Genomic DNA, 21597 nt, shown 5'->3' on the forward strand with positions numbered 1-21597 from the left:
CCCGCTTACAGCTTGGACTGTGCCACGTGGGACAGCAGGTTCACCACCGATGCGTGCATCACGTCGGTGAAGGGTTTCGGGTACAGACCCATGTACAGCGTCATGATCGCCAGCAGACCGAGCATGAAGAATTCACGCTTGTTCAGGTCCACCAGTTCACGCACGTGCTCGTGCACGATATCGCCGAAGATCACGCGCTTAACCATCCACAGCGAGTAAGCCGCGCCGAAGATCAGGGCCGTGGCGGCCAGCAGGCCAATCCAGAAGTTGAACTTGACGGCACCCAGGATCACCATGAACTCGCCCACGAAGCCCGAGGTAGCCGGCAGGCCGCAGTTGGCCATCGCGAAGAACACCGACAGCGCCGCGAACTTCGGCATCACGTTCACCACACCGCCGTAGTCGGCGATCTGGCGCGAGTGCACGCGGTCATAGAGCACACCGATACACAGGAACATCGCGCCCGACACGAAACCGTGCGAGATCATCTGGATGATGCCGCCCTCGATGCCGATTTCATTGAAGATGAAGAAACCGAGCGTCACGAAACCCATGTGAGCGATCGACGAGTACGCCACCAGCTTCTTCATGTCGGCCTGGACCAGTGCCACGAGGCCGATGTAGATCACGGCGATCAGCGAGATCGTGATGATGAACGGGGCCAGGTAGTGGCTGGCGTCCGGGGCGATCGGAAGCGAGAACCGCAGGAAACCGTAGGCGCCCAGCTTCAGCATGATCGCCGCCAGCACCACGGAACCGCCGGTCGGCGCTTCCACGTGGGCGTCCGGCAGCCAGGTGTGCACCGGCCACATCGGCACCTTCACCGCGAAGGCCATGAAGAACGCGAGGAAGATTGCGATCTGCTCGTTCATCGTCAGCTTGGCCTGGTGCCAGGTCAGGATGTCGAACGAGCCCGTCTTGTTGTACAGGTACAGCAGCGCGACCAGGGTCAGCAGCGAGCCGAGCAGCGTGTAGAGGAAGAACTTGAACGCCGCATACACGCGGTTCGGGCCGCCCCAGACACCGATGATGATGTACATCGGGATCAGCGTGGCTTCGAAGAACACGTAGAACAGCAGGCCGTCCAGCGACGAGAAGACACCGACCATCAGGCCCGACAGGATCAGGAACGAGGCCATGTACTCGGCCACGCGTTCGGTGATCACTTCCCAGGCCGAGATCACGACGATCACGGTGATGAATGCGGTCAGCACCACGAACCACATCGAGATGCCATCCACACCCAGGTGGTATTGGATGTTGAAGCGCTCGATCCACGTCGCCTGCTCGACGAACTGCATCGCAGCGGAAGCGGTGTCGAAGTGGAAGATCAGCGGCAGCGTGACGGCAAAGCTGACGATAGCGCCGAACAGCGCCATCCAGCGCACGAAGCATTTGCTTCGGTCGGAGCCGAACATCAGTACCACCAGCCCGAAGAAGATAGGCAGCCAGATTGCGAAAGACAGAACCATTTCTATGTTTTCCTTGCTTTGGTGCCTATCACTTGGTGCCTATCACGCCAGTGATCGTCAGCGTCAGGAGCACCAACATGCCGATGATCATCGCGAAAGCGTAATGGTAGATATAACCGGACTGCAGGTAGCGGCTTGCCGCAGCGAACGACGCCACCACGCGGGCCGAACCATTGACGAACAGGCCGTCGATGAAGCTCTGGTCACCACCCTTCCACAGGCCGGTACCCAGCAGGCGCGCGCCGCGAGCGAAGACCGCCTCGTTGATCGCGTCCATGTAGTACTTGTTGTCCAGCAGCTTGTAGAGACCGGAGAAACGTTGCTTGATTGCTGCGGGGATGTCCGGGCGCTTCATGTAGAAGAACCACGACAGCACCACGCCTGCGATAGCCAGCCACAGCACCGGCGTCGTCAGCGAGTGAATCGCCATCGGCACCCAGCCATGGAACGCTTCCTTCAGCTCTTCCATCGCATGATGGTTTTCGCCGACGAAGATCACGTCCTTGAAGGCCACGCCATGCTTGAAGAATTCGCCGAACAGCATCGGCTCGATGGCGATGGCGCCAACGATCACCGACGGAATGGCCAGCAGCACCAGCGGCAGCGTCACGACCCACGGGGACTCATGCGGCTTCTGGCCCGGGGCCAGACCGTGGTGATGGTCGTGCGAGACTTCCTCGTCATGGTGGTTGCCATGGTGGTCGTCGGCCTTGCCGAAGCGCTCTTCACCGTGGAACACCAGGAAGTACATGCGGAACGAATAGAAGGCGGTCACGAACACACCGGCCAGCACCGCGAAGTAGGCGAAGCCCGAGCCAGCGATATGCGATTCGGCCACGGCCTCGATGATCGAGTCCTTCGAGTAGAAGCCCGCGAAGAACGGCGTGCCGATCAGGGCCAGCGAACCGACCAACGACGTGATCCACGTGATCGGCATGTACTTGCGCAGGCCGCCCATGTTGCGGATGTCCTGGTCATGGTGCATGCCGATGATCACCGAACCCGCGGCCAGGAACAGCAGTGCCTTGAAGAACGCGTGGGTCATCAGGTGGAACACGGCCACCGAGTAGGCCGAAGCGCCCAGCGCGACGGTCATGTAACCGAGCTGCGACAGCGTGGAGTAAGCAACCACGCGCTTGATGTCGTTCTGGATGATGCCCAGGAAGCCCATGAACAGCGCGGTGATCGCGCCGATGACCAGCACAAACGACAGCGCGGTGTCCGACAGTTCGAACAGCGGCGACATGCGCGCCACCATGAAGATACCGGCGGTCACCATGGTTGCCGCGTGAATCAGTGCCGAGATCGGGGTCGGGCCTTCCATCGAGTCAGGCAGCCAGACGTGCAGCGGGAACTGCGCCGACTTGCCCATCGCGCCGATAAACAGGGAGATGCAGGCCACGGTGATCATCATCCAGTCAGTGCCCGGGAAGATCACGGTGGCCAGCTGCTCGCGGGTAGCGAAGACATCCGTGTAGTTCATGCTGCCGCTGTATGCCAGCAGCAGGCCGATACCGAGGATGAAGCCGAAGTCACCCACACGGTTGACCAGGAACGCCTTCAGGTTCGCGAAGATCGCCGTCGGGCGGGTATACCAGAAACCGATCAGCAGGTACGACACCAGGCCCACCGCTTCCCAGCCGAAGAACAGCTGCAGGAAGTTGTTGCTCATCACCAGCATCAGCATCGAGAAGGTGAAGAGCGAGATGTAGGCGAAGAATCGGTTGTAGCCGGGGTCCCCTTCCATGTAACCGACGGTGTAGATGTGCACCATCAGCGAGACGAAGGTCACGACCACCATCATCATCGCGGTCAGGGAGTCGACCAGGAAGCCGACCTCCATCTTCAGGCTGCCGATCGTCATCCACTCGTACACGGTGGCGTTGTAGCCCGCGCCGTTGAGCACGTCGAGCAGCACCATCACCGACAGGACGAAAGCGATGGCAACGCCGAGAATCGTTGCCGAATGCGCCACGATCCGGCCGCCGCGCGACTCCGAGGAAAACGTGCCGAAGAACTTGGTACCGAACAGACCAGCTATCGCGGCGCCGGCGAGCGGCGCCAGCGGAATCGCCAGCAGCAGGTTGGGGTTGAGCGTGGTTGCCATAGGACGCTTATTGGTGTGCGATCGGGGAGCAGTCTTGGTTCAATGTGGATGCGGTCATGAATCAGCCCTTGAGGGTATCCATGTCGTCCACGTTGATCGTGTCCAGGTTACGGAACAGCACAACCAGGATTGCCAGACCAATTGCCGACTCGGCGGCGGCCACCGTGAGGATGAAGAAAACGAAAACCTGACCAGCCAGGTCGCCCATGTAGTGCGAGAAGGCGACGAAGTTCATGTTCACCGCAAGCAGCAGCAGTTCGAGCGCCATCAGCAGCACGATCACGTTCTTGCGGTTCAGGAAGATGCCAACGATGCTGATCGCAAACAGGATCGCACCGAGGACGAGGAAGTGGGCGAGAGAGAGCACAGCGGTTTCTCCGGGCTTTAGTTCTTGTTGGCGGCTGCCGCGGCATCCGCTTCGGCCCGGCCCTCGGCCGGCAGTTTCACCAGACGCACGCGCTCGTCGCGGCGCACGCGGAGCTGGGCGCCAACGTCCTGTGCCTTCACATCCTTGCGACGGCGCAGCGTCAGTGCAACGGCAGCGATGATGGCCACCAGCAGGATGATGCCGGCCACTTCAAACGCGTAGATGTAGTCGGTGTAGATCAGCTTGCCCAGCGCGGCGGTATTCGAATAGTTCGGATCCTGCGCGCCCGGGGGCAGCACGGCGTTGGTCGTGCCGATGAAGTTGCGCACAAGCACAATCGCCATTTCGGCAATGATCAGCGCGCCAATGATCGAGGCCATCGGCACGTAGGTCCAGAAGTCGCGCCGCAGATGCTCGATGTCGATATCGATCATCATCACGACGAACAGGAACAGCACCATCACGGCGCCGACGTACACGAGCAGGAGCAGGATGGCGAGGAATTCCGCCTTCAGGATCATCCAGATCGCTGCGGCGGTGAAGAACGCCAGGACGAGGAACAGTGCGGAATGCACCGGGTTCTTTGCCGTGATGACTTTCAGTGCGGACAGCACCAGCACCAAGGCAAAGACATAGAAGATGGTGGTCGTGAGTTCCATGGTCCCTATCGGATCCTCTTTGGGCCGCTTGCACACAGCCTCCCTTTCGGGGTGACCACGCGTGCTCGCGGCATCCTTCTGTTGGCCCCTTGCGGGACCGATTCAATTTCGCTTTCGGGAGCCGGCGCCTCAAGCGCCCTGCTCCCGCCCTGCGTCGATACGCTTAACGGTACTTCGCGTCCGCAGCCTTGGCCGCGGCGATCTGCGGCTCGTAGCGGTCGCCAACGGCCAGCAGCATGTCCTTGGTGAAGTACAGGTCACCGCGCTTTTCGCCGTGATACTCGAGAATGTGCGTCTCGACGATCGCGTCAACCGGGCAAGCTTCTTCGCAGAAACCGCAGAAAATGCACTTGGTCAGGTCGATGTCGTAGCGCGTGGTGCGGCGGGTGCCGTCGTTACGCACGTCCGATTCGATCGAGATGGCCAATGCCGGGCACACCGCTTCACACAGCTTGCAGGCGATGCAACGCTCTTCCCCATTGGGATAGCGGCGCAGTGCGTGCAGGCCGCGGAAACGCGGCGACATCGGCGTCTTCTCTTCCGGGAACTGGACTGTGATCTTGCGCGCGAAGAGATAGCGGCCGGTCAAAGCCATACCCTTGAAGAGTTCCTTCAGGAGCAGGCTGTTGAAGAAGTCCTTGATGGCGAGCAGCATGACGATTGCTTCCTAAGTATTTCCGCGCGGCGCGCCCTGCCTCTGGCAGTGACGCACCATCGCCTGGCCTCTTAGTGCCAGATGTTCCACGGCGACTTGATCCAGATCGCCACAATGATCAGCCAAGCCACGGTCAGCGGAATGAAGATCTTCCAGCCCAGACGCATGATCTGGTCATAGCGGTAACGCGGGAACGAAGCGCGAATCCAGATGAAAACCGACAGCAGCAGGAATACCTTGATCACCAGCCAGAAGAAGCCAGGGATCGCATTGGTCAGCGCGCTCGAGAACGGCGGTGCCCAGCCACCAAGGAACATCAGCGAGGTCATCGTCGAGATGATGATCATGTTGATGTACTCGGCCAGGAAGAACAGCGCGAACGTCATGCCCGAGTATTCGATCATGTGGCCGGCCACGATTTCCGATTCGCCTTCCACCACGTCGAACGGGTGACGGTTGGTTTCAGCCACGCCCGAGATGAAGTACACGCCGAACATCGGCAGCAGCGGCAGCCAGTTCCACGACAGCAGGTTCAGGCCCATGTTGGCGAAGTAGCCGGTGTTCTGGGCGTTCACGATGTGCGACAGGTTCAGGCTGCCCGACACCATCAGCACGGTCACCAGGGCGAAGCCCATGGCGATTTCGTACGACACCATCTGCGCCGCGGCACGCATCGCACCGATGAACGCATACTTCGAGTTCGAGGCCCAGCCAGCCAGAATCACGCCATAGACGCCCACCGAGCTGATGGCCATCACGTACAGCAGACCGGCGTTGATATCGGCCATCACCACTTCGGCCTGGAACGGAATCACCGCCCAGACAGCGACTGCGGGCATCAGCACCATCAGCGGAGCCACCAGGTACATGCCCCGGTTGATCTGCGACGGGAACATGACTTCCTTGAGCAGCAGCTTCAGCACGTCGGCGATCGGCTGCAGCAAGCCCAGCGGACCCACGCGGTTCGGGCCGATACGCACGTGCATCCAGCCGATCAGCTTGCGCTCCCACAGAATCAGGTAGGCCACACACAGCAGCACCGGCACCACGATGAGCACCGCGCGGATAAGAATCCACAGCGGCGTCCAGTACATGCCGAAGATGTCGTGACCTTGCGAGGTAATCCAGTCGATCATGTTGCTTTCTCGCTCTTCTTATGCGGTGGCCGTCGCGGCCGCGTTGTTGCCGGCCGGCAGGTCGATGGCTTTCTCAACGGTGACATTGCCGAACAGCGCACCCAGCGTCACGGCAGCCTCAGTGGCGGCCGGCACGCGCACGGTGTTTGCCGGCAGCGTCGCTTCGAGAGCGGCAGGCAGCACCACGCTGGCACCATCCTGCATCACACGCACCGGATCACCAGCCTGCACGCCCAGCTTGGCGAACAGATCCGACGACAGCGACACCTGCATCGCACGGCGCGCGGCGGCGGTGAGCTGCAGCGAGTCGGCACGGCGCACGATCGGGTCGGCGTGGTAAATCGGCACATCGGCGATTCGCTCGACACCGTTGGCGGCAGCAGCCGTCACGCGGATCGGGGCATCGGTCGAGTTGTTCAGTTGCTCGGCGACCGGGCGGGCCAGCGCGGCGTCGCGCACGGCTTCAGCCGTGTCGAAGTCGAAGCCCGGCACTTCCAGCAGGTTGCCCAGCACGCGCAGCACCTTCCAGCCCGGACGCGACTCACCCAGCGCGCGTACCACGCCGTTGAAGCTCTGCGCCTTGCCTTCGGCATTGACGAACGTACCTGCGGTTTCGGTGAACGGCGCGACCGGCAGGATCACGTCTGCGTACTGCAGCGCGGCTTCCGAACGGAACGGCGACAGCACCACGACCGTGCCGGCCTGGTTCAGCACGGCCAGTGCCTTGCGGCCATCGGCGGCGTCGAACTCGGGCTCGGCGTTCAGCACGATGTACGCGCGGCGCGGCGCATCGAGCATGGCCTGTGCGTTGGCACCGCCTTGCTGCGGCAGGGCGCCAGCAACATAACCACCGACCGTGTTGGCGGCCTCGGTCAGGAAGCCCAGCGTCGCGCCCGTTTCCGATGCGATCCACTGCGCCAGAGCGTGCAGCGACGAGAACTGCGGGTGACGGACGGCTTCGTTGCCGAGGAACACCGCACGGCGTTCGCCCGACAGCAGCATATCGGCCACGGCCTTCGCGGCATCGCCACCGTCAAATCCTTCGGTACCGGCCGGAGCGGTCACGCCCTTGGCGGCGGCCACGGCACGGGCCACGCCGGCCAGTGCGGCGGTCCAGCCCGACGGGGCAGCATTGATACGCGCGGCGACCGGCATCAGCAGGTCTTCACCGCCCGCGCCGATCACGGCCACACGTGTGCCCTTTTTCACGGCTTGACGCAGACGCGACGCCAGCAGCGGATGATCCTTGCGCAGCGACGAACCAATCACCAGCGCGCGTTGCAGCGTGCTGACGTCGGCCACCGGCATGCCAAGCCACGGCGCGCCCTTCAGTGCGGCCGAGAAATCGGATTGACGCAGGCGGAAGTCGACATTGTCGCTGCCCAGGCCACGGACGAGCTTGCCCAGCAGGAACAGCTCTTCCAGCGTGCTGTGCGGGCTGGCCAGCGCAGCAATCTGGTCGGCGCCGTGATCGCGCTTGATGCTTGCCAGACCATTGGCTACGTATTCGAGCGCGGTCTGCCAGTCCGTTTCCATCCATTCGCCACCCTGCTTGAGCATCGGGCGGGTCAGACGGTCGGCGCTGTTCAGGCCTTCGTAGGCGAAGCGGTCCTTATCGGAGATCCAGCATTCGTTGATGTCCTCGTTCTCCAGCGGTACCACACGCATCACGCGCTGGTTCTTGGTCTGGACCACGAGGTTGGCACCCAGGCCGTCGTGCGGCGACACCGACTTGCGGCGTGCCAGTTCCCACGTACGGGCCGAGTAGCGGAACGGCTTGCTGGTCAGCGCGCCGACCGGGCACAGGTCGATCATGTTGCCGGACAGTTCCGAATCCACGGTCTGGCCGACGAACGTCGTGATTTCCGAGTGCTCGCCGCGGTTCAGCATGCCCAGCTCCATCACGCCGGCCACTTCCTGGCCGAAGCGCACGCAGCGAGTGCAGTGGATGCAGCGGGTCATCTCTTCCATGGAGATCAGCGGGCCCACATTCTTGTGGAACACCACACGCTTCTCTTCCTTGTAGCGCGACTCCGAACCACCGTAGCCCACCGCCAGATCCTGGAGCTGGCATTCGCCGCCCTGATCGCAGATCGGGCAGTCGAGCGGGTGGTTGATCAGCAGGAATTCCATCACCGATTTCTGAGCCTTCACAGCCTTCTCAGAATTGGTGAAAACCTTCATGCCTGGCGTCACCGGGGTGGCGCAGGCGGGCAGCGCCTTGGGCGCTTTTTCCACTTCAACCAGGCACATGCGGCAGTTCGCCGCGATGGACAGTTTGCGGTGGTAGCAGAAGTGCGGGATGTACGTGCCCAGCTTCTGGGCCGCTTCCATCACGAGGCTGCCTTCCGCAACCTCTACCTTCTTGCCGTCGATCTCGAGTTCAACCATGTTCTGCCACGCTTCAGGAATAGGCCGGGACCATGCACTGCTTGTGTTCGACGTGATACTCGAACTCCTTCCAGTAGTGCTTGAGCATGCCGCGTACCGGCATCGCCGCTGCATCGCCGAGTGCGCAGATAGTGCGACCCATGATGTTTTCCGCGACGTTGTTGAGCAGGTCCAGATCTTCCTGGCGGCCTTCTCCGTGTTCAATGCGATTCACCATGCGATAGAGCCAGCCGGTGCCTTCACGGCACGGCGTGCACTGGCCGCACGATTCTTCAAAGTAGAAATACGACAGGCGCAGGAGCGAACGCACCATGCAGCGTGTTTCGTCCATCACGATCACGGCGCCCGAGCCCAGCATCGAGCCGGCCTTGGCGATCGAGTCGTAATCCATGTCCGATGCCATCATCAGGTCGCCCGGCACCACCGGGGCGGAGGAACCGCCCGGAATGACAGCCTTGATCTTCTTGCCACCGCGCATGCCGCCCGCGAGTTCCAGCAGCGTTGCGAACGGCGTGCCCAGCGGGATCTCGTAGTTGCCCGGACGCTCGACATCGCCCGACACCGAGAAGATCTTGCTGCCGCCGTTGTTCGGCTTGCCCATCTTCAGGTAGTTCTCGGGGCCGACTTCCAGCAGGAACGGCACCGCGGCGAACGTTTCCGTATTGTTGATGGTGGTCGGCTTGCCGTACAGGCCGAAGCTGGCCGGGAAAGGCGGCTTGAAGCGCGGTTGGCCCTTCTTGCCTTCCAGCGACTCCAGCAGCGCGGTTTCCTCGCCGCAGATGTATGCGCCGTAACCATGGTGGGCGTGCAACTGAAAGTTGAAGCCCGAACCCAGGATGTTGTCGCCGAGGAAGCCGGCGCGGCGCGCTTCTTCGAGGGCTTCCTCGAAGATCTTGTATTCATTCCAGATTTCGCCGTGGATGTAGTTGTAACCCACGGTGATGCCCATCGCGTACGCGCCGATGGCCATGCCTTCGATCAGCGCGTGCGGGTTGTAGCGAATGATGTCGCGATCCTTGAACGTGCCCGGTTCGCCTTCATCGGTATTGCAGACGAGGTACTTCTGACCCGGGAACGCACGCGGCATGAAGCTCCACTTCAGGCCGGTGGGGAAGCCCGCACCGCCACGGCCGCGCAGACCCGACGCCTTGACGTCGGCGATCACCTGCTCGGGCGTTACCTTTTCCTCGAGAATGCGGCGGAGCTGCTTGTAGCCGCCACGCTTCACGTAGTCTTCGAGGTGCCAGTTCTTGCCGTCCAGGCCAGCCAGGATCAGCGGCTTGATATGACGGTCATGCAGAGAGGTCATGTTACTTGTCCCCCTTGGCGGCGGCTTCGGACTTGAGCTCTTCGACCAGTGCGTCGATCTTCTGCTCGCTCATGAAGCTGCACATGCGGGTGTTGTTGACGATCATCACCGGTGCGTCGCCGCACGCGCCCATGCACTCGCCCTCTTTCAGGGTGAAACAGCCGTCGGCGGTGGTCTCGTTATAGTCGATCCCGAGCTTGCGCTTCAGGTATTCGCCAGCCCGCTCGCCGCCCGACAGCGCGCACGGCAGGTTGGTACAGACGGCGAGCTTGTGCTTGCCCACCGGCTTGGTGTCATACATGTTGTAGAACGTGGCCACCTCTTCCACCCACACAGGCGGCATTTCGAGGTAGCTGGCGACGAACTGCATGACTTCGGGGGAAACCCAGCCCACCTCGCCCTGTGCCACGGCGAGTGCCGCCATCACGGCCGACTGCTTCTGGTCGGCCGGATACTTCGCGATCGCGCGATCGATTTCCTTGAGAGCTTCTGCTGATAGCATGGTCATTGCAGTAATACGGCGAAGCCGCGCGGGGCTCCGCTAGTTTGCAGCCGTCGCTGCCATGTTCTGCCGGCCCGAACGCCCCTTCGCGTCCCTGCCGATCCGTTGCAGGCATCGCCTGCCGCCACCGTTACAGCCGGGGCCGGCCGAACACGCCCGGAACGTCGTCCGGGCAACGGCCTGTGACGGGATACTCGTCTTCCGGTATCCCTTAGCGGTCGATCTCGCCGAACACGATGTCCTGTGTACCGATGATCGTGACCGCATCCGCAATCATGTGTCCCCTAGCCATTTCGTCGAGCGCGGCCAGGTGGACAAAGCCCGGGGCACGGATCTTCAGACGGTACGGCTTGTTCGCGCCATCCGAAATCGCATAGATGCCGAACTCGCCCTTCGGATGCTCCACCGCTGCGTAGGCCTCGCCTGCCGGCACGTGGATACCTTCGGTGAAGAGCTTGAAGTGGTGAATCAGCTCTTCCATGTTCGACTTCATGTCCACACGCGACGGCGGCGCCACCTTGTGGTTCTCGGTGATCACCGGACCCGGGTTGCGACGCAGCCAGTCAATGCACTGCTTGATGATGCGGTTCGACTGGCGCATTTCTTCCACACGCACCAGGTAACGCGAATAGCAGTCGCCCGCCGTACCCACGGGGATATCGAAGTCCATCTTGTCGTAGACCTCGTACGGCTGCTTCTTGCGCAAATCCCACTCGATACCCGAGCCACGCAGCATCGGACCGGTGAAACCCATCTGCAGCGCACGCTCCGGCGTGACCACACCGATATCGACCAGACGTTGCTTCCAGATACGGTTATCGGTCAGCAGCGTCTCGTATTCATCGACATAGGTCGGGAATCGGTTCGTGAAGTCCTCGATGAAGTCCAGCAGCGAGCCCGAACGGGCTTCGTTCATGACCTTGATGGCCTTCTCGTTGTGGACTTTCGACGCACGATATTGCGGCATCGTGTCAGGCAGGTCGCGGTAGACGCCGCCCGGACGGTAGTAGGCCGCGTGCATTCGCGCGCCCGACACCGCCTCGTACATGTCGAACATGTCCTCACGCTCGCGGAACGCGTAGAGGAACACCGCCATCGCACCCACGTCCAGCGCGTGCGAGCCGATCCACATCAGGTGGTTCAGCAGACGGGTGATTTCGTCGAACATTACGCGGATGTACTGGGCGCGAATCGGTACCTCGAGGCCCAGCAGGCGCTCGATCGCCATCACGTACGCGTGTTCGTTGACCATCATCGACACGTAGTCGAGACGATCCATGTAGGGGACGCTTTGAATCCAGGTCTTCTGCTCGGCCAGCTTTTCGGTGGCACGGTGCAGCAGGCCGATATGGGGGTCGGCGCGCTGGATGACTTCGCCGTCCAGTTCAAGCACCAGACGCAGCACGCCGTGCGCTGCAGGGTGTTGGGGGCCGAAGTTGAGGGTGTAGTTCTTGATATCTGCCATGACGCGATCTCAGTGCTGCGTGCCGCCGTAGTTTTCCTCGCGAATCACGCGCGGCGTGACTTCGCGCGGCTCGATCGTCACCGGCTGGTAGATGACCCGCTTCTGTTCCGGGTCGTAGCGCATTTCGACGTAGCCCGAGACTGGGAAATCCTTGCGGAACGGGTGGCCAACGAAACCGTAGTCGGTCAGGATACGGCGCAGATCCGGATGGCCTTCGAACACGATGCCGTAGAAATCGAACGCTTCGCGCTCGAACCAGTTCACCGAGTTCCAGACATTGATGACCGACGGCAGCACCGGGAAATCATCGTCCGGCGCAAACACGCGCAGACGCAGACGCCAGTTGTGCGTTACCGACAGCAGTTGCGAGACAGCGGCAAAGCGCAGGCCGTCCCAGGCGCCTTCGGCGTAGTCGGAATAGTCCACACCGCACAGGTCGAGTAGCTGTTCGAAACGCAGCGAGGGATCGTCACGCAGCAGACGCGCGACTTCGAGATAGTCGGCGGCCTTGACGATCAGCGTCAGTTCGCCGGTGGCCTCGATCAGGTTCTGCACGCGCTTGCCGAGGACCTTTTCGAGCGCAGCCTTGAGGGTATCCAGGTTCGCCATATCAGCCCTTGCGCGCGATAGTGTTGGTACGCTTGATCTTGTTCTGGAGCTGGATCACGCCGTAGATCAGCGCTTCCGCCGTCGGCGGGCAGCCCGGAACATAGATGTCGACCGGCACGATACGGTCGCAACCACGCACCACCGAATACGAGTAGTGATAGTAGCCGCCGCCGTTGGCGCACGATCCCATCGAGATCACCCAGCGCGGTTCGGCCATCTGGTCGTACACTTTGCGCAGCGCGGGGGCCATCTTGTTGCACAGCGTGCCTGCCACGATCATCACGTCGGACTGACGCGGCGACGGGCGGAAAATCACACCGAAACGGTCCATGTCGTAACGCGCGGCGCCGGCGTGCATCATTTCCACTGCACAGCAGGCCAGACCGAACGTCATGGGCCACAGGGAACCCGTACGGGTCCAATTGATCAGCTTGTCAGCGGTCGTCGTGACAAAGCCTTCGTTGAGAACGCCTTCGATTGCCATTTCACATCACTCCCAATCGAGCGCGCCCTTTTTCCAGATGTAGACGAAGCCCACGATGAATTCCAGCAGAAACACGCCCATGGCGATGAATCCCGGCCAACCGATGTCCTTGAGGGCGACGCCCCACGGAAACAGGAAGGCAGTTTCGAGATCGAACAGGATAAACAGGATGGCGATGAGGTAGTAGCGCACGTCGAACTTCATGCGCGCATCCTCGAACGCTTCGAAGCCGCACTCGTACGGCGACAGCTTCGCTGCGTCAGGCTTGTAGGGACCGAGAATTCGACCGATGGCCATCAGTGCCACACCGAGCACGACGCCAAAGACGATGAAGATGAGGACGGGGAAGTAGGCTTCGAGAGTCAAGATGCGGCCAGCCTTATCTGGAATGTTGTCAACAGCACCAGCTATAGCGGCGTCCTGTTGCCCACCCCAAGCGCCATCCCGTCATAGCTACGGCGCCGCCCTGCGGACTGCCGGAGGACATGTCGACGCATCTTGAAGATACGCAACACGAACTCCGATCAAGTTGTTTGGTGCCGACGGCGAGACTCGAACTCGCACAGCTTTCGCCACTACCCCCTCAAGATAGCGTGTCTACCAATTTCACCACGTCGGCTGGGGGAGAAACAATGTTGCCTTGCGCTGGGTTTTTATACCCTCTGGAACGTCTGCCGAGGAGTTTGTCCTTCGGCTTTCGCCCCGTCGCTGGGGAATCGTTTCAAGCCCTGCATTCTAACTAGGATTCCCGATTTGTTCAATGCACAACTGCAAATAAAATCAGGAATCCGTGGACACACTGTTCAATTATTGCAATTACTTCGGCACGGCCGGAGCCGCCGGCGCGGAGGCCGATGCTGCAGCTGCGGCAGGCGCGGAAGCGGGTGCCGCAGCGGCCGGCGCCGACTGCTGCGCCGCGCCCATCACGCCCAGGGATGCCGAGGGCTTGTAGTTGCCCAGCAGCGTCAGACCCAGGGTGCAGCAGAAGAACAGTGCCGCCAGAACGGCCGTGGTACGTGACAGGAAGTTCGCCGATCCGGTAGCGCCGAACAGACTGCCAGAGGCGCCCGATCCGAACGCCGCACCGACATCGGCACCCTTGCCGTGCTGCAGCAGAACAAGACCAATCACGCCGAGCGCGGACAGGACCTGCACGATTACCAACAAAGTCTTGAAGATTGCCATTTGGTTAAAGTCGTTTCGAACTTGCCTGATCAGACAGTCGCGTCCGGCATTCAGGCGTTGCCGATCGCGAGGAAATCATCCGCCTTCAGGGAGGCGCCACCAATAAGCCCCCCGTCAATATCGGACATGGAAAACAATTCAGCCGCATTGTCGGGCTTGACGCTACCGCCATACAGAATGGCCATGCGTGCTGCAACACCGGCATCCTTCGCCGCGACCCGCGCACGTAGCGCCGCATGAACTTCCTGGGCCTGCGCGCTCGTGGCCGTCTTGCCCGTGCCGATCGCCCAGACAGGCTCATAGGCCAGGACAATGCGACCCAGTTGCTCGATAGACAACGCATCGAGTACAGCCTGCAACTGACGACCAACCACGGCGTCGGTCTGACCGGCTTCGCGCTCGGCCAGCGTCTCTCCAACACAGACCACCGGAACAATGTCGAATTCCAGCGCGCGCAGTGCCTTGGCAGCCACTACCGCGTCGGTTTCACCATGGTAGGTACGACGCTCTGAATGGCCGACGAGCGCATAGCCGCAACCAAACTCACCCAGCATCGAGGCAGCTACTTCACCGGTGAAGGCACCACGGGCCTCGGACGACACATCCTGAGCGCCCCAGGCAACCTGGGAACCGGACAACAGCGTCTGGCACTGGGCAAGATAGGGGAACGGTGCGCAAACCGCCAGCTTCGCGCGCGCAGGCGCAGCCTTGATACCCTCAAGCAGCGCCGCGTTGGCGGCCAGGCTGCCGTGCATCTTCCAATTGCCGATGACCAGCTTTTGTCTCACAAGGGTCCCCTCTTTAAATCAAACCGGCTATTGTAGCGTGGTCAGGAGGGGCCCGCCAGCATGTGCGGGCAATCGCAGGTAATCCCGGACCCGCCAGTGATCACGGGCCCACAGCAAGAAGCATGGCTTACCAGGTCAGTACGATCTTGCCGATATGCTCGCTCGACTCCATGAGGCGGTGCGCATCGGCGGCCTGTGCTGCGGGAAACACCTTGTGGATCACGGGCTTGATCCTGCCCGATGCCAGCAGCGGCCAGACGTTCTGATGCAGCGCCTGCGCAATGGCGCCCTTGAATGAAGCCGGACGCGGGCGCAGCGTGGAACCGGTGATGGTAATGCGTCGACGCAGGATGTCGCCAAGGGGAATTTCCGCCTTGCCGCCACCAAGCAGCGCGATGATCACGATGCGGCCGTCATCGGCGATGCACGACAGTTCACGCGCGAGATAGGACCCCGCCACCATATCGAGGATCACGTCGACGCCCTTCCCTTCGGTCAGCGCCTTCACTTCGGCCACGAAATCCTGCGTCTTGTAGTTGATCGCGCGATCTGCGCCGAGCGACTCGCACGCCTTGCACTTGTCATCGCTGCCGGCCGTCACGAAGACCTTGAAGCCAAGTGCCTTGGCGATCTGGATTGCCGTGGTACCGATGCCGCTCGACCCACCCTGGATCAGCAGCGTTTCGGCCGCGCCACGCGGACCCTTGCCAAGCTGACCACGATCGAACACGTTGCTCCACACCGTGAAGAACGTCTCGGGTAGCGCAGCCGCTTCGATATCGGTGAGGCCCTCGGGTACCGGCAGGCATTGCTCGATCGGCGCCGTGCACAGCTCGGCGTAACCACCGCCCTGCACCAGCGCGCAGACACGGTCGCCAGCTTTCAGGCCGAAGCGATTGGCGGGATGCGAAAGGTCTCCACCAACGACCACACCCGCGACCTCGAGCCCCGGGAGATCCGACGCACCGGGCGGCACCGGATAGTTGCCGGTGCGCTGGAACACATCTGGACGGTTGATGCCGGCAGCCGCCACACGAATCAGGATTTCACCGGCCTTCGGCTCCGGATCGGGACGCTGCGTTTCCTGCAGAACTTCGGGGGCGCCGTATTCACGGATCTCGATGGCTTTCATGATGACTCCTCATTAATGTCTTGGATTGCATCGCGCGCGATGGCGTTGCTGACGCACGTGTCGCAGGCGAACCGGATGGCGAACTGACCGGCAGTGTAAACAAAAAAGCGGCTGGACATCGCCAGCCGCTTTCATGGGTGCTACGCGGTGACCGCGTTCGCCGTCAGCTTACTGCTGCTGATCGGGCGATGCCGGGGCGGCAGGTGCCGCGGCCGGTGCATCGCCTTGCGCGATCGGGCTGATGCTGCCGCCCTCTTCGGCCAGCGCAGCCTTCAGGGACAGACGCAGACGACCCTTTTCATCGGCCTGGATCAGCTTGACGCGAACCTGTTGACCTTCCTTGAGCCAGTCCTTGATGTCCTTGACGCGCTCGTTGACGATCTCGGAGATATGCAGCAGACCGTCCTTGCCCGGCAGGATGTTGACGATGGCGCCGAAGTCCAGCAGCTTCAGCACGGTACCGGCGTAGATCTTGCCCACTTCGGCTTCCGCGGTGATGCCTTCGATGCGGCGCTTGGCTTCGGCCATGCCGTCGGTCGACGTCGATGCGATCGTGATCGTGCCGTCTTCCTGAATGTCGATGGTCGTGCCGGTTTCCTTGGTCAGCGCCTGGATCGTCGAGCCGCCCTTGCCGATCACTTCGCGGATCTTGTCCGGATGGATCTTCATCGTGATCATGCGCGGAGCGTGCGCCGACAGTTCGGTGCGAGCGTGACCCATCGCGCCCTGCATTGCGCCGAGGATGTGCATGCGGCCTTCGCGGGCCTGGGCCAGCGCCACCTGCATGATTTCCTTGGTGATGCCCTGGACCTTGATGTCCATCTGCAGCGCGGTAATGCCCGCGTCGGTGCCGGCCACCTTGAAGTCCATGTCGCCGAGGTGATCCTCGTCACCGAGGATGTCGGTCAGCACGGCGAACTTGTTGCCCTCCAGGATCAGACCCATGGCCACGCCGGCCACGTGCGCCTTCACCGGAACGCCAGCATCCATCAGCGCCAGGCAGCCGCCGCAGACCGAAGCCATCGACGACGAACCATTCGATTCGGTGATTTCCGACACTAGACGGATCGTGTACGCGAACTCGTCGTCCTTCGGCAGCACCGGGATCAGCGCGCGCTTGGCCAGACGGCCGTGACCGATTTCACGGCGCTTCGGGCTACCAACGCGACCCGTTTCGCCGGTGGCGAACGGAGGCATGTTGTAGTGGAGCATGAAGCGGTCGCGGTATTCGCCGGCCAGCGCGTCGATGATCTGCTCGTCGCTCTTGGTGCCGAGCGTGGCCACCACGAGTGCCTGCGTTTCACCACGGGTGAACAGCGCCGAGCCGTGCGCGCGCGGCAGCACCGACGAACGGATTTCGATCGGGCGCACGGTGCGCGTGTCGCGGCCGTCGATACGCGGCTCGCCAGCCAGGATCTGGCCGCGCACGATCTTCGCCTCGAGGTCGAACAGGACGTTGCCCACTTCCACCTTGTCGGCTTCCACGCCGGCCTCGGCCAGTTGGGCCTGCACGGTTGCGTAGATTTCCTTGAGCTTGGTGCTGCGCGCCGACTTCTGACGCAGTTGGTAGGCTTGCTGCAGCAGCGGCAGGCCGATCTCGCTGACCTTGGCGATCAGCGCTTCGTTCTTCGGAGCCGGAGCCCAGTCCCACTCAGGCTTGCCGCCTTCGCGCACCAGGTCGTGGATCGCGTTGATAGCGATCTGCATTTGCTCGTGGCCGTACACCACGGCGCCCAGCATCACGTCTTCCGACAGTTGGTGGGCTTCCGATTCCACCATCAGCACGGCACGCTCGGTACCGGCAACCACCAGGTCCAGATCCGACGCGGCGATTTGCGCGCGGGTCGGGTTCAGCAGGTACTGGCCGTCCTTGTAGCCGACGCGGGCAGCGCCCACGGGACCGTTGAACGGGATGCCCGAAACAGCCAGCGCGGCCGACGAAGCGATCAGCGCAGGGATGTCAGCCGGGATTTCCGGGTTGATCGACAGCACGTGGATCACCACCTGCACGTCGTTGTAGAAACCTTCCGGGAACAGGGGACGCAGCGGACGGTCGATCAGGCGCGAGGTCAGCGTCTCGTTTTCCGACGGACGGCCTTCACGCTTGAAGAAGCCACCGGGGATCTTGCCAGCAGCGTAGGTCTTCTCGATGTAGTCGACGGTCAGCGGGAAGAAGTCCTGACCCGCCTTCGGGCTCTTGGCTGCCACCACGGTGGCCAACACCACGGTGTCTTCCACGTCGACGATCACGGCGCCAGATGCCTGACGCGCGATTTCGCCGGTTTCCATGCGGACCGTGTGCTGGCCCCACTGGAATTCCTTGACGATCTTGTTGAACATGGTCATGAGCGTTCCTTGATTTCATGCTTGCCGGCCGCACACATGCACGATCGGCGACGCCTGCGCTCGCAGCGGCAGGCGAACTGCCGGAGGTAATCCGGTCCGCAGTCCCAGGGAAGTGCTATGCCATTCCATCGCGCCACCGTCCGTGAAGGCTCGTGGACGATGCAACCCGCGATGGAATGACACAAAACCCCGTTTCCTTGGTGCCGACTCCAGTGTCAATGCGCAAAAATGCGCGATAAAGAGCGAGGTAACTTACTCCGTCGCGCGACTTGGCGCAACGGCGCCGGGCATCAACGCCCGACTTTCGAGTGAAGCGAACATCACTATCAACCCTGATCCAGCGGATCAATCACTGGACCAGAAAAGCAAAATGCCTGCCTCAGCAGTGCTGACGCAGGCATTGCGGCCTCACGTGAAATCGTGCGCGTGCAACTTCCGCAGGATTCGTGCTGCCATCCGCAGACCTTACTTACGCAGGCCCAGGGCTTCGATCAGGGCGCGGTAACGATCGGCATCGCTGGCCTTGAGGTAGTCCAGCAGGCGACGGCGACGGCTCACCATGCGCAGCAGACCGCGGCGGCTGTGGTGATCCTTCATGTTGGCCTTGAAGTGCGGGGTCAGTTCGTTGATACGGGTCGTCAACAGAGCGACCTGAACTTCGGGGCTACCCGTGTCGTTGGTGCCGCGAGCGAACTTCGCGATGATCTCGGACTTGTTGGTATTGGCAGTTGCCATGATGATTTCCTTTCACTTGCGAACGCTGCAGCGCGGGATGCGCCACCTGCGTCGTGCCTGAATGACTTGAGGCATCTGTCGCCATCCAGCCAGGTGGCTTGAGGACGACAGCCGCGCATTATAGCCGAATTCCCGCCTGCGGCGAAGTCCGTAGCGGGGCCCGCTTCAATTGCGCGGCGGGCGCTCCATACGGCACGTGGTCGGCAGCGTGGTCTGGGCGGTCTTGAGCTTCTTTACCGTGCGGAATCCGTAGCCGGAGCCTTCATTGTCGAAACGGACATCGCCACCCTGCTTCGCCATGACCGAGACATAAAGCGGCTGGAGGACCTGGTGGTCGCCCGCCCGCACGGTGGCCTCGTGAAACGCGTTGGTGAAACGCATGTCCTCGAGCGCGTAGCCCACGGCCACGGCGTCGGTAGAACCAGCGCGCTCGATAGCCCGCGCCAGCATCTCCACCATCATCTGCATGCGTAGATGCACATAGTCATCCTTGGGATCCGGATAGCGCGCCCGGAACGACTGGTAGAACGCATCGGATGCCGCCCCGCCTACGTTCGGGTGCCATTCCGCCACGGCCAGCACCCGGCCCACACCCGCGTCACCCATCGCTGCCGGCGCACCGAGCCCGTTGCCATAGAACGTGTAGAAGCGCGCATTGAGGCCACCCTCGCGCGCGGCCTTCACCATCAGCGTCAGATCATTGCCCCAGTTGCCGGTGATGACCGCGTCGGCGCCGCTCGCCTTGATCTTGGCGATGTACGGCGCGAAATCCTTGATCTTGCCGATCGGATGGAACTCGTCGCCGACGATCTGGATATCCGGACGCTTTGTCGCCAGCATTTCACGCGCCGAACGCGCCACCTGATGGCCGAAGCTGTAGTCCTGGTCGACCAGGTAGACCTTGCGCACCGAACGCTCGCTTCGGATGGCCTCGGTCAACGCTTGCATTCGCATATCCGCGCTGGCGTCAAAACGGAAATGCCAGAAGCTGCAGTTCTCGTTGGTCAGCGATGGATCAACGGCCGAATAGTTCAGGAACAGCACGCGGGCATCGGGCTGGCGTGCGTTCTGACGGTTGATTGCCCCCACGAGCGCGCTGGCCACGGCCGAGCTGTTCCCCTGCAGCACAAACGGAATGCGCTTGTCGACCAGACTGCGGAACTGGATCAGGCTTTCATCGACATTGCCCTTGCTATCGAACGTAACCAGTTCGAACGGATGCGGCCCGTCGGGGAGCTTGACGCCGCCGCTAGCGTTGACGCGCTCGATGGCGATACGCAGGTTGCGCACTACGGCCTCGCCTGCGTTGGCGAAGGGGCCGGACAGGCCATCGATCATGCCCAGGCGGATTGGCGTGCCAGTCTGCGCCTGCGCTGCTGCCGCCGCGCAAAACAGCGCAGCAGCCATCCAGACGCGCAATCTGCTCCCTCGAATCCAGGCCATCGCCTTCCTCAGTTACCCAGCAAAGCGAGCGATGTTAAGGCAGATGCGCCCGGACCGGCAATCTTCATCGATCGTCGCCAGATGCCACTAGATCGGCGAAGTTTGTTGCGACTAGGCAGACGAATCTGAAAGAAGCAACGTGGCATTCACACGAAGCGAACGGTGCGGCTAAACTGCCGCCATTCGCATCCACCATGTGCCAAGCCTGAAGCCATGACCTCCCGTTACCAGCGTGGCAGCCGCCATCTGCTTCAAATTCTGTGGGCCGTCCTGGCCACCCTCGCCTTGGGCGCCTGCACCGTCCTTGCCCCGGTCGACTCTGGACTCAAGCTCGTCGGCCAACCGCAGAGCGCCGTACAGGCCGCATTCGGCAAACCCACCGATGTCTACAAGCTCGATGACGGGACAACCCGCTGGTTCTATTCGAAGCAGCCGCTCGGCGAGTATTCCTACGCGGCCGATTTCGATCGGGATGGCAAGCTGACAAATTTCCGCCAGATGCTGACGACGACCGAGCTGTACAAGGCAAAGGTCAATGTCTGGACCAAGAAGGACGTGCTCGAACACTTCGGCGCGCCGCGCGAGCCGATCGAGTACTACCCGCGCCTGAAGCAGGAGGCCTGGAGCTACCGCTTCCTCCACGAGGACCAGTGGTACTCGATGTTCAACTTCATGTTCGACGATACGGGCGTGCTGCGCCAGACACTGGTGACACCCGACCCCTTGCGCGACCGCCCTGAGCGCTGACGACAAAACGCCCGCCATCGCGGGATACGCGACTGGCGGGCGTTTCATGATGGCGGGGCCTTGTA

Annotated in this window: 20 protein-coding genes and 1 tRNA gene; 1 reads left to right on the top strand and 20 read right to left on the bottom strand. The window is 61.9% G+C overall.

The window, feature by feature from the left end; translation table 11 throughout:
* Positions 1–5 precede the first annotated feature (5 nt).
* The 20 genes from RN01_RS12260 to RN01_RS12355 all read right to left on the bottom strand — a co-directional run bounded on the left by RN01_RS12260 (position 6) and on the right by RN01_RS12355 (position 20749).
* A complete protein-coding gene (locus RN01_RS12260) occupies positions 6–1472 on the bottom strand; it encodes an NADH-quinone oxidoreductase subunit M (protein WP_011515752.1) in 1467 nt (488 codons plus the stop codon).
* A gap of 28 nt (positions 1473–1500) precedes the next feature.
* Positions 1501–3579, bottom strand: coding sequence for an NADH-quinone oxidoreductase subunit L (gene nuoL / locus RN01_RS12265; protein WP_017512777.1), 2079 nt, complete (start codon positions 3577–3579; stop codon positions 1501–1503).
* Between the two features lie 61 nt (positions 3580–3640).
* Entirely contained in the window at positions 3641–3946 is a 306-nt protein-coding gene (gene nuoK, locus RN01_RS12270) for an NADH-quinone oxidoreductase subunit NuoK (RefSeq protein ID WP_008643358.1), read from the bottom strand.
* A 17-nt stretch (positions 3947–3963) separates the two neighbouring features.
* The gene (locus RN01_RS12275; protein ID WP_017512778.1) at positions 3964–4605 is read right to left on the bottom strand and encodes an NADH-quinone oxidoreductase subunit J; all 642 of its coding nucleotides are present in this window, start codon (positions 4603–4605) and stop codon (positions 3964–3966) included.
* Positions 4606–4768: 163 nt separating this feature from the next.
* A complete protein-coding gene (gene nuoI, locus RN01_RS12280; protein ID WP_008643353.1) occupies positions 4769–5260 on the bottom strand; it encodes an NADH-quinone oxidoreductase subunit NuoI in 492 nt (163 codons plus the stop codon).
* 71 nt (positions 5261–5331) lie between these two features.
* Positions 5332–6396 (bottom strand): NADH-quinone oxidoreductase subunit NuoH, encoded by a 1065-nt coding sequence (gene nuoH, locus RN01_RS12285; RefSeq protein WP_008643351.1) that lies wholly within the window; start codon positions 6394–6396, stop codon positions 5332–5334.
* Positions 6397–6414: 18 nt separating this feature from the next.
* Positions 6415–8787 (bottom strand): NADH-quinone oxidoreductase subunit NuoG, encoded by a 2373-nt coding sequence (gene nuoG, locus RN01_RS12290; protein WP_017512779.1) that lies wholly within the window; start codon positions 8785–8787, stop codon positions 6415–6417.
* A 13-nt stretch (positions 8788–8800) separates the two neighbouring features.
* Entirely contained in the window at positions 8801–10096 is a 1296-nt protein-coding gene (gene nuoF / locus RN01_RS12295; protein ID WP_008643347.1) for an NADH-quinone oxidoreductase subunit NuoF, read from the bottom strand.
* A 1-nt stretch (position 10097) separates the two neighbouring features.
* Positions 10098–10598, bottom strand: coding sequence for an NADH-quinone oxidoreductase subunit NuoE (nuoE, locus tag RN01_RS12300; protein ID WP_008643345.1), 501 nt, complete (start codon positions 10596–10598; stop codon positions 10098–10100).
* A gap of 211 nt (positions 10599–10809) precedes the next feature.
* Complete coding sequence (locus tag RN01_RS12305; protein ID WP_011515748.1) at positions 10810–12063, bottom strand: NADH-quinone oxidoreductase subunit D; 1254 nt, start codon at positions 12061–12063, stop codon at positions 10810–10812.
* A gap of 9 nt (positions 12064–12072) precedes the next feature.
* Positions 12073–12672, bottom strand: coding sequence for an NADH-quinone oxidoreductase subunit C (locus tag RN01_RS12310; protein ID WP_008643343.1), 600 nt, complete (start codon positions 12670–12672; stop codon positions 12073–12075).
* Between the two features lies 1 nt (position 12673).
* On the bottom strand, positions 12674–13156 hold the full coding sequence (locus RN01_RS12315) for an NADH-quinone oxidoreductase subunit B family protein (RefSeq protein ID WP_008643342.1): 483 nt from the start codon (positions 13154–13156) through the stop codon (positions 12674–12676).
* A 6-nt stretch (positions 13157–13162) separates the two neighbouring features.
* Entirely contained in the window at positions 13163–13522 is a 360-nt protein-coding gene (locus tag RN01_RS12320) for an NADH-quinone oxidoreductase subunit A (RefSeq protein ID WP_008643341.1), read from the bottom strand.
* A gap of 168 nt (positions 13523–13690) precedes the next feature.
* Positions 13691–13775 (bottom strand) — tRNA-Leu (locus RN01_RS12325).
* Between the two features lie 197 nt (positions 13776–13972).
* The gene (gene secG, locus RN01_RS12330; protein ID WP_011515747.1) at positions 13973–14341 is read right to left on the bottom strand and encodes a preprotein translocase subunit SecG; all 369 of its coding nucleotides are present in this window, start codon (positions 14339–14341) and stop codon (positions 13973–13975) included.
* Between the two features lie 50 nt (positions 14342–14391).
* Positions 14392–15129 carry a triose-phosphate isomerase gene (gene tpiA, locus RN01_RS12335; RefSeq protein ID WP_024569115.1) on the bottom strand — a complete coding sequence of 246 codons (738 nt, stop codon included), beginning with the start codon at positions 15127–15129 and terminating at the stop codon, positions 14392–14394.
* A 127-nt stretch (positions 15130–15256) separates the two neighbouring features.
* Entirely contained in the window at positions 15257–16261 is a 1005-nt protein-coding gene (locus RN01_RS12340; RefSeq protein WP_024569114.1) for an NAD(P)H-quinone oxidoreductase, read from the bottom strand.
* 168 nt (positions 16262–16429) lie between these two features.
* Positions 16430–18607, bottom strand: coding sequence for a polyribonucleotide nucleotidyltransferase (pnp, locus tag RN01_RS12345; protein ID WP_011515744.1), 2178 nt, complete (start codon positions 18605–18607; stop codon positions 16430–16432).
* 465 nt (positions 18608–19072) lie between these two features.
* Positions 19073–19342, bottom strand: a complete 270-nt coding sequence (gene rpsO, locus RN01_RS12350) for a 30S ribosomal protein S15 (protein WP_017516000.1) — start codon at positions 19340–19342, stop codon at positions 19073–19075.
* A 165-nt stretch (positions 19343–19507) separates the two neighbouring features.
* Complete coding sequence (locus tag RN01_RS12355) at positions 19508–20749, bottom strand: branched-chain amino acid ABC transporter substrate-binding protein (protein WP_369799845.1); 1242 nt, start codon at positions 20747–20749, stop codon at positions 19508–19510.
* A 249-nt stretch (positions 20750–20998) separates the two neighbouring features.
* Between RN01_RS12355 and RN01_RS12360 the strand changes: the two genes are divergently transcribed.
* Positions 20999–21532 (top strand): hypothetical protein, encoded by a 534-nt coding sequence (locus RN01_RS12360; RefSeq protein ID WP_017513367.1) that lies wholly within the window; start codon positions 20999–21001, stop codon positions 21530–21532.
* The last annotated feature ends 65 nt before the right edge of the window (positions 21533–21597 follow it).

This window comes from Cupriavidus sp. SHE, from assembly GCF_000812445.1.
Taxonomy (GTDB): Bacteria; Pseudomonadota; Gammaproteobacteria; order Burkholderiales; family Burkholderiaceae; genus Cupriavidus; species Cupriavidus metallidurans.